Origin of the sequence: Roseibium sp. MMSF_3544 (assembly GCF_030732845.1) — a bacterium.
GTDB lineage: Bacteria > Pseudomonadota > Alphaproteobacteria > Rhizobiales > Stappiaceae > Roseibium.
This window is the reverse complement of record NZ_JASHKA010000018.1, coordinates 20,958-36,393: the sequence shown is the minus strand read 5'-3', so window position 1 is coordinate 36,393 and position 15,436 is coordinate 20,958. Positions and strand designations below refer to the sequence as shown.

At 50.4% G+C, this 15,436-nt stretch carries 9 protein-coding genes; 2 read left to right on the top strand and 7 right to left on the bottom strand.

What is annotated here, in order from left to right:
- Positions 1-3: 3 nt before the first annotated feature.
- From RBB47_RS22260 to RBB47_RS22250, 3 genes are read right to left on the bottom strand one after another with little or no spacing between them, the layout of a single operon-like run.
- Entirely contained in the window at positions 4-4,236 is a 4,233-nt protein-coding gene (locus RBB47_RS22260; protein WP_305988094.1) for a DEAD/DEAH box helicase family protein, read from the bottom strand.
- Positions 4,233-6,995, bottom strand: a complete 2,763-nt coding sequence (locus RBB47_RS22255) for a hypothetical protein (protein ID WP_305988093.1) — start codon at positions 6,993-6,995, stop codon at positions 4,233-4,235. The genes RBB47_RS22260 and RBB47_RS22255 overlap by 4 nt, the downstream gene beginning before the upstream one ends.
- Positions 6,995-8,608, bottom strand: a complete 1,614-nt coding sequence (locus RBB47_RS22250) for an Eco57I restriction-modification methylase domain-containing protein (protein WP_305988092.1) — start codon at positions 8,606-8,608, stop codon at positions 6,995-6,997. The genes RBB47_RS22255 and RBB47_RS22250 overlap by 1 nt, the downstream gene beginning before the upstream one ends.
- Before the next feature lie 633 nt (positions 8,609-9,241).
- Between RBB47_RS22250 and RBB47_RS31025 the strand changes: the two genes are divergently transcribed.
- A complete protein-coding gene (locus tag RBB47_RS31025) occupies positions 9,242-9,595 on the top strand; it encodes a 4-fold beta flower protein (RefSeq protein WP_371932831.1) in 354 nt (117 codons plus the stop codon).
- Positions 9,596-9,867: 272 nt separating this feature from the next.
- Here RBB47_RS31025 and RBB47_RS22245 read toward each other — a convergent pair whose 3' ends face one another.
- The 4 genes from RBB47_RS22245 to RBB47_RS22230 all read right to left on the bottom strand — a co-directional run bounded on the left by RBB47_RS22245 (position 9,868) and on the right by RBB47_RS22230 (position 13,276).
- Positions 9,868-10,737 (bottom strand): endonuclease/exonuclease/phosphatase family protein, encoded by an 870-nt coding sequence (locus RBB47_RS22245; protein WP_305988091.1) that lies wholly within the window; start codon positions 10,735-10,737, stop codon positions 9,868-9,870.
- A gap of 197 nt (positions 10,738-10,934) precedes the next feature.
- Positions 10,935-11,687, bottom strand: a complete 753-nt coding sequence (locus tag RBB47_RS22240; protein ID WP_305988090.1) for a hypothetical protein — start codon at positions 11,685-11,687, stop codon at positions 10,935-10,937.
- Between the two features lie 546 nt (positions 11,688-12,233).
- Positions 12,234-12,686, bottom strand: a complete 453-nt coding sequence (locus tag RBB47_RS22235) for a ParB N-terminal domain-containing protein (RefSeq protein ID WP_305988089.1) — start codon at positions 12,684-12,686, stop codon at positions 12,234-12,236.
- A gap of 83 nt (positions 12,687-12,769) precedes the next feature.
- Positions 12,770-13,276 carry an antirestriction protein ArdA gene (locus RBB47_RS22230; RefSeq protein WP_305988088.1) on the bottom strand — a complete coding sequence of 169 codons (507 nt, stop codon included), beginning with the start codon at positions 13,274-13,276 and terminating at the stop codon, positions 12,770-12,772.
- A gap of 766 nt (positions 13,277-14,042) precedes the next feature.
- Between RBB47_RS22230 and RBB47_RS22225 the strand changes: the two genes are divergently transcribed.
- Positions 14,043-15,353, top strand: coding sequence for an ATP-binding protein (locus RBB47_RS22225; RefSeq protein ID WP_371932839.1), 1,311 nt, complete (start codon positions 14,043-14,045; stop codon positions 15,351-15,353).
- The last annotated feature ends 83 nt before the right edge of the window (positions 15,354-15,436 follow it).

The window sequence follows — 15,436 nt, the reverse complement described above, 5'->3', positions numbered from 1 at the left end:
ATACTAGCCTCCTGTCTCGTCATCTAGTTCTGAACCACTTGCCCTTTGCTTTCGCAAAAACTGCAAAGATCGCTCGACACGATCTTGGTAGTTATCTGATCCTTTACTTCCCGTTGGGGCTGTGGCCGGAAAAATTTGTCCGCTTTCCTCGACATCTCGCAATGACATCATTGGCTTACTGACATCGGTGCTGGCATCCCAAAACTTGTCGAGTCTACTGACGGTTAGTTCCGCCTCCGGACCAACAAAAAGGTCGAACATTTCACGGGATTCATCTAGAATGAGGTTTCGGTAGTATACTCTATTGCATGGTTCGCCTATTCTTCGGTGACCCCGACCTTCCACGCCAGTTGCTGCTAACACGAACTCAGTAAAGCTGGACCGAAAGCGTTGTTGGAACTTTATGGGTTCTAAGTAGCGTCTTATATCGTGCATCCGATTCATCTGTGGCGCTTTCGATTTATCAGAAAGGTGTTCAAAAAGCCGTGGTTCTACGACACCAACGAGCCAAGCTTGAAACAAACTTGGCATCACCCTTCTTATGGCTTGCGTAGCCCAGCGATCGATCGCCGGCGGTGAAATCATCCGTTCAAGGAAGCGATGGAATGGGCTGTGGACTTCAACAACATAGCGATCTCGTCGAGACTGTGGTGTAGGCACCAATAGACTAAAACCAACATGCGTCCGACCGACTCGCGACGAGGCTTGGATGTATTCAGCGATGTTGCTTGGTATTCCCGCGAACACCATGGAGTTGAAACGATCAACATCAACACCATGAGAGATCGCTGATGTGGCGACGATGTTCCTTAGACCGTCCGCTAGCGGAACGAACTCGCCATTCTCCGTCCGATCTAAATCCGCCTCGCGCATGATCCTTTCGATGCCTTCCATGTCGACACCGCCGGAGATCAGATCGAGTTTCAACTCGTCACGTGGTAATCCATCATACCTGTGCGTTTCCTCAGAAATTTCTTGCAGCGCGTCCAGTACAACATCGCCGCCTTTTTTGTTGGTTACATATGTTAGTACCACTCTATGAAGGTCGACGAGACTCGCAAGTGCATCAAATCGCTTATTGTCGCGAGCATTCGCCAATGCGCTGGTTCGAAGCACAGACACGTTGTCTTGATTGGACGGCGAAAGTGCCAAAATCATCCGATCAACCGCTTTTGCCTGGCCTGCCGTGTCCCCTTCATACCAGAGATCCGACAGCAATGAGGTGATTACTGAATGCAGCGCGGCCAAAATAGTAACCGTAGTAATGGTATGAGTTCCGCCATTCGTCATAAATGAAACATAGACGCGCGACCAAAGCGCGGCCTCTTCGACATTGTCGGATGTGTCTTGCAGTGCCTGCCGCACTGCGTTTGTCGAACGTTTGGGCTGGGAATAAAAGGATTCATAAAGATCCGGTCCCGGTCGAGGAAACTGTTGACACTGACGTTGGTAGAGAACTTCCGTTTGTCTGGCCGGATCCGACACCGTCGCTGTCGCAGCGATTATCTTTGGCATGCGGATTGCCCGCTGGCCTTTGTGATCTGCTTTTCCGCGGACAACCCGGTCCCCGAACAACTCTGTGTTTTGACGAAATACCTGCTCCAAAGCCGTTTCAAATAGTCCTGCGAACGCCCCCAAGCTCTCTTCTAGCAGATGAGCTTCATCTTGAATAATGAGAGACGGGAGTGGATCGAAAAACAGCTCTTCTCCGCCTCTAACAAGGGGACTTAAGGCGACTTGGCCAGTCGGCGCGGTGTTCTGGTTGTAGTCCCTCGGAACACCGATCCGTTCTAATCCGTCAAATGCCGAACGCGCGAGCCCGAACATTCCGAATATCTTGGAAATTGTGCTGTCGTGTTGGCCAATCAATGCAAGCTTATCGATTGTACCAAGAATTACCGCCGGTGCTCGCGCATAAATATCTTCGTCCACGAGCAAGAACGGTAGGGGTTCTGGTGTGGTGTTGGGGTGTTCTACGTTCCACCGGCAACTATCGTTGAGGCAGACAAGCGCGAGCCTGTGATTGCCATTGGCACTTTCACATCGACGTCGGCGTAACTCCGTTGCCTGATCGCAAAATGGACAGGACGGCACTTTATTCAGCGCCCTGCGTATAGAGAGATACTTGCGTTCTTCGGCACTGTTGGCTACCGGACGCGGCGCGTCATCGAACGGAATGTCTGCGAGCCTCGGATCGCCGAGTCCATTTGGTGTGTTACTTTTCCCCACCCAAAACCCAAGCTGAAACGGCGCTCCTTCTAGTTTTTGAGACTTCCGGATCAGTTCTGCTCGAACCAGCAAGCGAAATAGTCGTCGAGCTTGCTGAACCGTCAGCAGCCTTAGCGGATAGCGCACGAGGGCGCTGACGCCGAATGTCTTTCCCCTTAATCGGTCGAGAAAAAGGAGGTATACAAGCGTCCCAAAAAAAGCTTCTGATTTACCGCCCCCGGTCGCAAAGTATAGTAGAGACGCCGTCTCTTCATCACGCTCGACGTCAAAGTCATCGGCATAAGAAGGCAAACGGGATGCAAAGCCAGCGATCTGGGCCAAAATGAACGCTAGTTGGAACAATCGCCATTCAACGAACTTGTCACCGCCTGCGTCTTTGAATGTTTCGTTCATCATAACCCAGGCGCGAAATGGTGCGCCGGCGGGTGCGTTCGGATTGGCTTTGAACGCTGATTGCGAGCGGGCAAGTAAGTCAACACCACGAGTGATGTCCTGACTTTCGATACGGTAGGCCTCGCAGTCCTCTTCAAAGTTCTGCTGTTCGATGAGCGCTTCATTGGTGTCGGAAACACCGCGGGCTGGATCGATCCGAGCGCTTAAGCCATCAATCCATGCATCGTACTCGTTTGATAGCATCGAGAGATCGCTGACTGGAAAGTTTGGATCACTCAACGTTTTATAGTCCCGTCGAACCTTTGAACCAGAACGGGGCACTTGGCGCGGTAAAACATAGCGCGGAGCCCAGGTTGAACGCAGTTCAGTTTTTGTATCGTCTGTGATCTGCTCGACACCGCAATTCACTCCCATTCCAGCTTGTGACATGTAGTGACGATATCGGTAGCTTGGTTTAACGCGGTCGAGCGGAAGCTTTCGTAGCGCTGAGGTCAAAATTTTTGCTGATATCGAAACCTGAAAACAGGCTGGCTCCACAAAGGATTGGCGTGTATTTGCGGGACGCCTCCCGTGGTGTTCGAAAGCGACTCTGACAAGCTTCGATTTTTTTGCTCTCCGGTCCGGACTAGATTGCAAAATCAACTTCAAATCGAACGGATTGGGGAGGAGTTGGTCTACGCTAGGAGCCGTTTTTCTGCATTTTGCCAGATACGATTCCCAAGTTTCCTTTGACTGACAATCCGAAGGTTTTATGTTTCTTTCTCGATATGCGCGCTGATCCCCCTCATCGGAGGACAGCCACAACTTCACAGCATCTATGATCCGGCTCTCAATTGAGTTTGTGAGTTCATGCGCCTGGGAAGTTAGTTCATTCGTCACATCGACAGTCCACGGTCCCAGAGTGACAGGAATTCTTATCCATACCTCCGGCGATTGCATTGGCTCCGCGAGCGCATCTGGGATTTGAGCGTTTGGTCTTGTGTATAGAGCCTCTTCAAGCGGAACCTCTGCTTCGTCTTCAGTCCGCACGTTGTCTTCCGAATCCTCGACGAGTTGTTGAAGTGCAACCTCATCGAGGTCTATATTTGGCGCTGGAAGTCCCATTTTTTTGCACGCCGTAGAATAAGCTTCCTGCTTGGCCGTCTGATAGTCAGCCCAGCTCGACCCTTGACCATGTTTTAATTTCCAGTTCTCAAGTCTTTGTTTGACTGCGGTTTTGAGTTGCGTCCTTAATTCGGACGTCGGCTGAAAAACCGGAAACAGATCATAGCGGTCAGAGCAGAGCTCATCCCATGTTGGCAATCCTCGAATGTAGACGCTGAAGTTGCCCGTCACCTCGAACTCAGTACCGATTTCATCTTCAATCGCGAAGTCAATACCCAAAGTATTGATGCGAATATCACTGGTCTCATCTTTTTCATATGTTGGATCAAATCCGGGAAGCAGAAAGCCTGAAACGAAGTGTTGACTGGGTTTGCGGCCAAACACCACGGCACCGCTCGGACCAAATCCGCTAACGCGCTGAAAAGTGAGATTGATTAGGCTATCGCAAACTCCTTCTTTCAACTCTTCAAGGTTCTCAATGTCTGCGTGTCTTAAAGGTACAGGTTTCATGTGTCCTCCGATCGAAGGCGCTCAATAAATAGCACTTCGCTGACATACTCCGCTGACAAGTCCTGGATTTTGTCGATAAGCGGGCGTGCCGCACTGTTTTGTCTGATAAGGGCGTCAGGATCTATGAGAGCCGCCGTGTATAACTTTCGCAGCTGAAGACCCGATCGAATTCGCCCACCCCGCGTCGCGACAACTGCAAGTGACCAGTAGATTTCGGTGATTGTCTCGTCGATTCCGAGGGCTTGCGAAAAAGCAGAAAAATGATCAAAAGTGCGAGGTGCTTGAGGCGTACGAAGTTCGATGGGCACGTCTTGCTGAGACGCGACATTTAGCCAACGTCGCACGCTTTTTATGGTCGGCGCTGGATCACAATCCATGCGCGCAAGAATGTCTGTCGCTACTAAAAAGGGGCTCTGACCATGTGCATTGACCCGCTGCGTAATCGCATTGTGGTAGTCCGCTAAGAGAGGGGCTGCGGCCGCGCGAAACTCATAGGATGATTCCACAGCTTCTAGAAACGCTGGTCCAGGAACAAGTATTTCGCGGCCTTGTGAAATTTTGTTCGCACGAACGGATTCAAATTTTTCGAGATCAGCCGGAACTCGGGTAACAAACGCGGTCTGAGAATTTGCTTGTATAATGTCGCCATCGACGGTGTGAATAGCAAACTTTGAAGACCTCGACCCAGCTGATTGCGCGGTTAAATCGAGAATTGGTGTTCCAGAGTTAGACGGTTCTCCAAACGCAAATTCAGGTAGGTCGGCTATTCGACGTTCAAGGCTGGCATCGATGTGCGTTAAGGTTTTGCGAATGAGATGGCGGCCCGTGTCATTTTCAGGCCAATACTGTAGGAGCGATTTTCCGTAATCTGCTAAAAACTTAGCGGTAGATGCGTCGCTGACAATCTGAATCCTCGGCGGGCACGCTGGGTGCGCTAGGATTGCAAGTGCGTCGCGCGGCGACGTCGACAGCAAAAGAACGTGACCGTATGGCTTCGTGGAGGCTGCTGCTAATTCGATTTTTCTAATCGCATCTCGTGCTGGGGCAATGTCAAATTTCTCACCGAGCCGATCCGCCACTTCGGATAAGCTTTCGTCGGCTTCTATCCAACGCTCTAGAAGTTGGGTCGTAGAAACACCCGCAGTCGCAACAAGTGTTCTCGTTCCGCGTCTGGGTAACGTCTGCAACTTTGAACGGTAGAGTTTGCCAGTTGTGGCCGCGGCCTCCGACGATAGCGACTTTGCCAGCTCAATCGCTTCTGATGCGAGTGACAAGATATCGTTTTCGAATCCGCCAGATTTCGTAGCGTAACCTCTCAGCTCAGCGACCGCCGACAAAATGTCGAATTCTTTCAAAAGTCGGCTGGATAAGTAAGGCTCATCGGTGTCGTACAGCACATCACTAACGCCTGATTGTGAAAGTGGTGCGTTGGCGATTGAACGAAGGCGAGAGAGACATCCTGCGATGGATCGCGCTATGGCACCACCAGAAATTCCAGATACTTTCCTTCTTAACTCCATCGCTTTTGTTGCAAAGATCGCAACATCACTTGCGAAAATCTCGGCCGTGATCTCAGTACTTGCGCTTGCGTGTTGTCTTTCTTCCGCGGCGGTAGAAGACAATATCTCTGAAGTTTGTTGGCGAACAAAGGCCACGGGCAGAGCGCGTTTCTTCTCACGTCCTTTTTGCTTTCGGCACAGCTCCCACTTCAAAAAGGTCGCAACAAAAGGATCGTCGGTCACAAGAGCAAGCGGTAGCTCTTGATCGCCATGCCGAAGTTTGGAAATCACTCCTGAAATTTCTTGTCGCCAGTTTTCTCCAAGTCTTGCGCGCGCTCGGTATTGAAGATCTAACAAAATAACATCTGGTTTTCGCTTGCTTGGTAGTGTGCAAGCCCCCCAACTTGTTTGCGGGCTTGCGCCGTGAATTGTCGACAACAACCACGGCGTTGTCTCAGGGTCGACAGCTTCGACTCGTTGGTTGTCGGCGGCGCTTTTCTTCGACGTTAGTAGTTCAGACAGACGCCTGGATCTATCGAAGAAGCTTGCTTCTGGTGGAGAAACCTCTCCGCGAGCGTCGACCCTACGACGCGCAATTAGTTCGAACAAAGTTGGATGGCCCCGGTCGCCAGTGCGCTCGACGATCGCTCTAGCCCGTGGGAAACTCGATAGCGCTTCCGGCCCCAAATCTTTCGCACGCGCAAGCATGTTGTGAAAGCGAGCTTGTGTCTTTTCAGGCCCCTTCGAAGTACTGGACAGGTTTGAGTAATGCGCATTCAACCAAGGACCGTTAATGGAAACGAGCCAATCTCTTTTGACTAGCAATGCCCTTTGGTTGGCACCCGTGCGCGCACTTGCCGGATAAAAAACTGTGGTGAAGCCTTTAAACTCATCCGGCCCCTCGGCCAATTCGCAGAGAAACGCTAAACTGTGCAGAGCGGATACTCCGGGGATTCCGTTTGGCCAATTGAGAATCACCGTAGACTGCCGATCCAGTAAGACTTGACGGAAAGCTTTTACCGCGTTCGCCATTCCTATGGCTAATGGTGCGTCTTCTAAGTTCCCGCTGCGCAATAGTACGATTTTTTGCGGATCAAATCGCGATTTACGGGACAAACATTTTTTTGAAGTATCGGTTCGCTTCGCCCTAGCGGTTTCCCGCATTCTCGCCGCAAGCGTCTTTTTTTCCTCTTCTCTAAGAGAGCGCTGATCAGGCTGCGTCTCCTGCGTCCAAAGCCGATTTCGTCCGCGCTTCGACATCAATCATAAGCCTCTTCAATCGCAGCTTCGAGTTGAATATCGTCGCAATACTCCAAAGACCTGAGTTTGTGCACCGAGAGATTCGGTAACCGCAGTTCGCGCAAGGCGGTTACGTTTATGCTATTGGAAGACAACATTGGGCGCAGACGACGGTCCACAGCCTTTGTTGAAATGAGTTTTAGCAATATCTTTAGTGAGCATCGCTGCTTTTTGGTCGGATCAGGAGAGATGACGACAACATGGTTCTCGCCATAGAATCCACCATATTTGCTTATCCAGGTTTCATCGACATAGCCGGCTCGAATTCGATTCTCCTGGTCCCCACTATTTGTTCTTTGCAAAACGATAGATGGTTTGGTCACAGGTGGTGTGTGTCGATTAGTTGAAACAAAAGTTATTTTGCCATCGCCCGGTTGTCGATTTCTCGACGCGGGCTCCACCGCAGCATACGGACGTATGACGTGGCCCCAAACTAAAGGAACGGCATTCCTTCGGCGCCGCCTTGTTCCCTCTGACAGGGCTGTGTCGCGATTGTGAACAATCGGACCGCAACGAACTGAATAACCAAGAGCTGCCAACGTATGATAATTGACGTCGGATTGTTTTTGAGAAGTTCGAACCCAAGGCGCATCATTCGCTCTGTTGATGCGATAACCCGATTCGCTACGCCAGCGAATGTCTCGGTCTACAGACCGGGCTTGAGCAGTATATGTTTCAATACTGGAACCCGTTTTCCTGCAAACAAACAAACAAACATCCTGTGAAACATCACGAAAAAACTCTTTTCTTTGCTCGATCATATCAATCGCAAGGACGGTCGCATTTTCAGAAATGTATCTCCGGAGCGAACGAAAGTAGTTGCCCGTAACAAAACTCGTCGGCACTAAAAGCGCTAATAGACCACCGTCTCTTAGTAGGTGAAGGCCTCTAAGAAGGAAAAGTGAATAGAGGTTTGCATAATTGCCAAGTATTGGTTGCGCCCAAGCGGGCATTCGTTTGCGCTGTGAGGGTGACAAAACCCTATAGGGTGGATTTCCGATGACTGCGTCGAAACTCTCTGGTGCACCATATTCGAGACCATCGCCACAGATCACCATATGATCGACCGGTATGTTAATTACGCAGCGAGCTGCCGCGCGCGCGAAGTCAGCAAGAGCTGGATCGATTTCCACTCCACGCAAGGCGCTTGCGATCCGCGCGGACGTCGCTCCTCGGGCACTCATGCGACTCGCAATAGGGCCGAGAAATGAAGCACCTCCAGCAGCAGGGTCGATAAAGAGATGATTAGCGAAGTCACAACCGAAATATTCCGCACGGTTTAGTACGTACTCACTCAAAGGAGGCGGTGTGAAGTACATTGCGTATTCTTTGCGTCGCGCCTTCGATTGGGCCAACGCATAAATAAGAGAAACCCTGTATATTTTCTCGATTGTTGTTAGATTATCAAAATACGTAAAATTAATTGGGTCTGAATTATCCTCCGGATGCAAAAGAGATTGGCAAAACTCTGACCAAGCGAAGTTAAGCGCATCGCCATCTCTCTCGCGAGATTTAGATCGAACAAAAGCGTAACCCTGCTTTAGTGCACTTTCCAAAAACAGCGTTTCCGACATTTCCACCTTTCTCGAATTCCGCTTCGTTTCCGTATATTATTACCGTAGCTTTCCATTGCTTAGAAACCCAACTCGCCAGAAAGTTGTGGCAAGAGTTTTCCACGACGATTTTTCACGCTGAGAGCGAAACTAGGACATCAAGGTTTGAAGATACGCGAAGTTCTCTGATTGCCTGCTAAGGCCAAGACGTAAGGCACAACTTGGGAATACAAAAAAATCGTGGTTAGCTTTGACCACTAAATCAATTTTCACGTCAAGTGTTCTGGAATGGCGAGAACTTCGGCAATTCGGTTCAAATTCGACGCGCTTGTGCAGGCCACAAATACTTGCGCCAGCGCACTTCTAAGACGCATTGTCAAGCTGCAACGCAAGTCAACTTTCAGAATGCTAAATCGGATAGTTGTGTTCGAAATGGGCGCGCAGAGCCGTCGTTCGGTCCAGCCGCAGCGGGTGACGGCTGAAAGCACCATCCGCTGAATACTGCAATGCAACTCACTACTGCTTATGTCGTGAGACCAAATCTCGCATGCAATGAATTTCCTTGAAGTTAGTAAATTGCTTGCGACTCCATTTCGTTGAACAAAGCGCGAACTATCTCTATATGCACTCGAAAGAAGCGATTAGGAACAATGAATGGAATTCTTTGACAGTAACGGACAAGCCACCTGCTACTCGCCTGACGGCGAAAACATTTACCTATGGAGCGGTGAACCAGTTGGTTATTTCGCGGATGATAAGGTGTATTCGTTCTCAGGTCGCTTGCTTGGCTGGATTTACAATGGCTGGCTTTACGACAGGTCTAACAAACCTGCCCTGTTCTCTGCCAACGCGTTAGGTGGACCGATGCGCCCAATGCGCCAAGTGAAACCTGTCAAGTCAGTACGCGCTGTTCGTCCCGTACGGTCTGTGAGGCAGGTGCCTCACGTGAAGCCGATGCGCGGTATGGACTGGTCTAGCTGCGCAAACACACAATTCTTTAATCAATGATAATTTCAGAACATGTTGGGTATCTCACGACTTGTGTAGTACCTAAGTAGTCCATTTTTCGCAGGGCATAGGGGGTGCTTAAGTCAGGCGCATTTTGGATCGATTGTCGGAAAGCCGACCTTGCAATCCTCAATCGAAATCTGCGCATCCCGCAATGAAGGGCGACTTCGTTTGAGTTTCAGCACCTGCAGGTGGCTAAGTCTAGGTAATACAAGTCGCCATGGGCACTGTCACGAAATGAAAACGCGCCATGACAAATTGGTGGATGATTTTTATGTCTCTATTTCGAAGCTGAGTGAGCAGTGATCTGAGAGTTTTTCGATAAAGGCTTCGCGGTCGGCCTCATCTTTGTCGACCCAGCCATCGACAAAAACCTCAAAGTCTTTACCATCATTCCCTCGTTTGCCTAGCTTCTTGAAATCCACAACATTGCTGGCCATGACATGGTCGAGATTCGACTCCCAGTTCTTGCCGAGTTTCCGCCAAGTCGTGTCGTGACTTTTGATCACCAGGCGCATTGCATTCTTTTCCGCAAATTGTTCCAACGCGGAAATCTCTTTTGACCCGTCAATAATCAGGTCGGCTTTTCGGCTTGTCGGGTATTGAAGACCCATCGTGTTCAGATCGCCGACTACAATCAGGCGCTCGCGACGATTGCCAACTTTTTTGTCGAGAGCTTTCCTGAGACTCCACACTTTGTCGAACATTTCATATCTGTTGCCAAAGTCTCTGGCTTCAGTGCCGCTATCGGTATGAAGAAAAAGAATATTGTGCCAAGAATTCTTTATTCGGAATGATAGCAGCGCCCCGGGTCGCAGGTAAGGATTGTAGAGATTAAACTGCCGCTTTTGCGAGAAGGTGACCTGATCCAAGTCTTCCGAGCGGCGCCATCCGACCAGAATTTCTTTCGATGCTTTGTTTTTTTCATCCAGACCTTCGGTAAAGCCGAAATCGTATTCAGGGAACTCGTCCTCGATGAATTGAAGTATGTCGATATGATCGACTTCCAACACCCCAAATATGTCTGGCTCTCTAAGTTTGATATGTTCCGCGACACCCTTGACTCTGCGCTTCATGGCAGCCTGCGTTTTCGCTATTTTTCCGAATTCCTTGACGTTCCAGCAGGTAACCTTGATCCCCATCGTCGCCTCCGCCCCTCGCTATGAAAAATTGCAATACACAGGGTTGCTACTCGATATACTGCTCTGGGTTGTTTTCAGCGTCAAGACTTACGTAGAGGCGATCAACTGTGATCTTCGCCCTTACTAGCGCATCGGCAATCGAATGGCATGTTCGTTGAGAAAGCTGCCCCGCCGAAACTCGGCGAGGCGGTTTTTTGTCAGGCCGCATAGTGCTTCTTTATGGCCTTGTGCCGAGTGATCGCATCAATGCCGCCCCGCTTTGTATAAGCTCTCATCGGGAACTCCATATAGCGCGGCTGCCAGCTTGAGTTTTTCTCACGCCCGTTTGATCCGTTCAATGTGTCCCGGATGATCTTTTTCTGGGCTTTCGTAGTTGCGGTGAGATTACCGTCCGCGACCGCCTTGCCGGCGATCTCCTTCAGCAGGGCATTAATCGCTTCTTCGTCCTTTAACAGATCAAGGAAGGTCTCGTCAGGTTTCCAGTTTTCAGCCATATCGACATTGAGCAGTGTGCCAAGTCCCTCAACTATCTCTGAACCACAAGGCAGCGTTTCGGCGACAACGTATGTCAGGACGGTCAGGACGTCCGCGACCGTAAGTTTCCGCAGCTTGGCAAAGATGGTATGAACGTCATGGGACTTGCCCCATTCACCCTTTGCAGAAATCAGACAATCGCTGTTGTCGTTCAGGCCGAGCAGTTCCAATACGGCTTTGCGTTTACCTGAAATTCTGTCTTCAGCTGCATTGCTTTTCAGGCTCGCTGCGATTGCTTCGGTCGCCGCCTTTTGCGGATCGGAATAGACCGTCCAAAGCTCCGAGCTTGCAATCATTTGTGCAACGGCAAGCTGTAGTGCGATCTCCTGACGATTGAAGAGTTCGTCTCTGACGACCGCGTGGCGATGCAAATCCAGATAATTCTGCATGGGCTTTGTGAGGTCTGGTCGCTCCACCTGCTGCGCTTCATCGGCTCCCGCCTTTTCTCGCCTTCTGACCTCGGAGAGAGATAGCTGCCCTTCATGAGGCGTGACTTCACCATCATGCGAGACGTGAATTAAGACCTTGCCGTCATCCTCCTTGGTTGTGTCTACATAGTCCCAAGCATTCCAGTACTCTCCTCGTTCAAGCAGGATTACATCTGACCAACCATCGTCCTTGTATTGCGCAACAAGCGCGGCGATTGCCGTGTTCTGGTGTTGCCAGAACAGGTCGGGATCGGAGAAATAAGCCTCCTCGCCAAAGAGGTCGCTGATGATTGTACCTTCAAAGCCCTCAAGATCGAAGACGGCGTTGGAGACCCGAATTTGTTCCCCGCCAAAGAGTCAGTTTTTCAGCTGATATCCTTGAGGTGAATAGTCATCCTCCGATTTGTGCAGCTTGTACCATTCCTTTTGCTGGCGCATCGTCGCCATTGTCAGGATTTGAAGTGTGGAGGCATTGAATTCCTCGCCGCGAAACGCGTTTCGGATCGGCTGATAGAGATTGGCAATACCCAGCCTTTACTGCACAAGGCGTGTCGTGACCCCAAATTGCTCCGCGATGTCTTCAACCGATTGACCTTGCTTGATCAGGGCTTGAAAAGCCTCGAACTGGTCGATGGCATCCATTGGAAGACGGGCGATGTTTTCAGCGAGTGAGGCTTCTATCGCCTTTGCATCATCGTCTTCGCTCATGACAAGACAGGGGATAGGATCGACAGCATCATCCTTGGCAATTTGCCGCAAGGCAGACAGGCGGCGTTGACCCGCGATCACTTCGAACCCCTCGCCTTTTCTGGGATTCCCTGTCGGGCTACCGCCCTCCCCGTCTCTTGCGGGGCGCACCAGCAGGGGCTGGATCACCCCGATTGATTTCAGGCTCGGGATGAGATCATCCCCGTTTTTCTCGCCGTTTTTGCGCACGTTCAGCGCTGACACACTCAGATTATCGAATTCAATATGTTCAAGTCTCATTGGATTTCTCCTTTTCAAAAAATGATGCGGAATTGCACCTTTGAAGCCAGCAAGGACGGGGCTGGCTGGCCTCTGAGATGCAATCAGGCGCAATGAACAATGAAATGGGTTCCGGCTATGGTGACTTCGGAATAGTCAACCGAGAGGTCTCGGCCGATTGCCTCGTAGTCGATGTAGAATTGGAGTTTCTCGGGGATCTCGCTGTAGAACCCCTCATCGACGAATTGCTCCGCCAGTTCCTTCATGTTGGAGAGTTGGTAGAATGTCCGATCGACTCGGGTGGAATCATCTGCGACCTGTTCATGCGAATAGCCGCATTCACCGACGGCGATGACGTAGCGGGTTCTATCGTCGTCCTCCCAGTCTTCGGCGGCCTCCAAAAACGCGCCGAAGTTGGCTTGGTTTAGCCCCCAAGCTTTTGCGAGAGCGCAGTCTATGTCTTCCCCATCGATGAACTGGATTTCGTATTCTTCGACAATGTCACCGCAGCTGTTGCGGTTATTAAGCGCGCTCGTGGCGTATTTACTGGCTCTGCTGAAATAAAAGCCTTTAGCGCTGGTATCATATGGTTGTGCGTGGAGTTGGATCATCGTTTCCTCCGTTGGTCTGGGTTTCGAAAACGGAGAAACCTCTTCCCCCTGTCGCTCGAACCCTTGCCAAGCGGCGAGCGCCCCAGAACCGACGACAAACATGCCGGCGCCGATTAATCGGCGCCGACCTTGACGGGCGATCGTTCAAGTTCTGAAAATTCAAAAGGGACCGGAATGTTAGCTCTGCCCGCCAGCTTTGCTGGCGCTGGCAGCGCTTATGTTTCGAAGCCCTTCTTCAATTTTCAGGTTTTGAAATAAGCTGGAATTAGGGTTCAAAGCACAGGTTGCCTGTGCGCCAAAAATGAAGTGGCAGCGTCCTCGCTGCCTCCATTCACCTAGCATCAGGGGGCGTTACCAGCATTGGCCGAATCAGCCCCTTGAGAGTGGTTCGGTGAAGCTTGGTGTGGAACAAGCCTAGCGCAATAGCACCCGCCCGGATGCCTAACAGCATGAAAATGAAAACTCCAACTCTTCGTCTAGAGATTGCACCGACACGCGATGTGCTTAGTGTCAGTTTAGCGAGACAGAGGCGGTGTTTTTTTGTGTTTTTAGCACTATCAGAATTCAAATTATCTAATATTAACAATATATTGTATCTGATGTTGACTTAATATCAGCACTCTGACACTAATTAAACATGTTGGAAATTTCCAAAGAAGATATTCTAAAAAGTCTAAATCGTGACAATCCCTAGTGGAATGAAACATACTCTGTTCCGAAGGATAGATATGCTCTTAAACGTGCCTATTTTGCACCGTTCGCCAAGCTGGCATTTGAGTGGAATGTAAGGCGTTCGACCATTCTCATGGGGCCACGCCGCGTCGGTAAGACGGTCATTCTGCGCCAGTTGATCGATGATGCCATAAACGATGGTTTCCCTGGGAACAGGATCCTCTTTGTATCGATAGACACGCCTCTTTATAGCGGCATTCCACTCGATCGATTGATTACATATTTTGAAGAGCAATCAGATCACGGTCCAAACGAGCGCAGGATCGTTGTTTTCGATGAAATCCAGTATCTTAAAGACTGGGAGGTCCATCTCAAAGTTCTGACGGACAAACACCCCAATACGCGTTTTATCGCATCCGGTTCAGCCGCGGCCGCCCTGAAACTCAAAAGTCAGGAATCGGGGGCTGGACGATTTACTGATTTCTTTTTGCCACCGCTGACGTTCGCAGAATTTCTGGCGTTCAGGGGTCTTGAGAGCCAATTGATCAGCGTTGCGGAAGGCGGCGCAAGCATCCGTTACCGCACCAGTGATATCGGGCGGTTAAACGAGGAGTTCATCAACTATCTGAATTTCGGCGGTTACCCTGAGGCCGTCTTAAATGAGAGCATACAAGAGGATGTTCAGCGCTATCTTGGACGGGACATTATCGACAAGGTGCTTTTTCGCGATTTGCCGAGCCTTTATGGCATCCAGGACATCCAGGAACTCAATCGTCTCTTCACGACAATTGCTTATTACACCGGCCAGGAGATCAGCCTGGACGGCCTAGCGCAAAGCTCTGGTGTCGCAAAGAACACGATCACCAGATATCTCGACTACCTTGAAGCAGCTTTTTTGATCGTCCGAGTCAAACGTGTCGATGAGACTGGCAAAACATTTAAGCGTATGCGGAATTTCAAGGTTTATCTCACAAACCCTTCAATGCGCTCTGCTCTGTTCGCGCCGGTCAGTGATGGCGACGAGCCGATGGGTGCCATGGCTGAGACGGCGATCTTCAGTCAATGGTTCCATTCGGACCGCATGAAAGACATTTTCTATGCGAGATGGAAAAAAGGACGCCAACATCTCGAAGTCGACTTGGTGCGCGTCGATCCTGCCAGGCTCAAGCCGGCCTGGGCATATGAGATCAAGTGGTCGGATCGGTATGCCGGCAACCAATCAGGAGAACTGCTCGGACTGATCGAGCTTGCGAAAAGGAACGCCGACACCAAGTCGCCGATTGGTGCGACGACTAAGACGCTGACACGAGAGACCGTAATCGAAGGTATCACAATCCGTCACTTCCCTTGCGCGTTGCACTGCTATCAGATTGGGAAGAACGTGGCCAAGAGGAGAGCGCCATAGTCTGGCTCAATCGCAATAATGCAATAGCATCGCATTCAAGCTCGGACTGGTCAGTTGTGCTGTAGGTCGTTTCTAGCCAACTA

Coding starts and splice junctions, on each gene's coding strand:
- RBB47_RS22260 (WP_305988094.1), bottom strand. CDS start 4,236: ATGAAACCTGTACCTTTAAGACACGCAGACATTGAGAACCTTGAAGAG.
- RBB47_RS31025 (WP_371932831.1), top strand. CDS start 9,242: ATGGAATTCTTTGACAGTAACGGACAAGCCACCTGCTACTCGCCTGAC.
- RBB47_RS22245 (WP_305988091.1), bottom strand. CDS start 10,737: ATGGGGATCAAGGTTACCTGCTGGAACGTCAAGGAATTCGGAAAAATA.
- RBB47_RS22250 (WP_305988092.1), bottom strand. CDS start 8,608: ATGTCGGAAACGCTGTTTTTGGAAAGTGCACTAAAGCAGGGTTACGCT.
- RBB47_RS22235 (WP_305988089.1), bottom strand. CDS start 12,686: ATGAGACTTGAACATATTGAATTCGATAATCTGAGTGTGTCAGCGCTG.
- RBB47_RS22230 (WP_305988088.1), bottom strand. CDS start 13,276: ATGATCCAACTCCACGCACAACCATATGATACCAGCGCTAAAGGCTTT.
- RBB47_RS22255 (WP_305988093.1), bottom strand. CDS start 6,995: ATGTCGAAGCGCGGACGAAATCGGCTTTGGACGCAGGAGACGCAGCCT.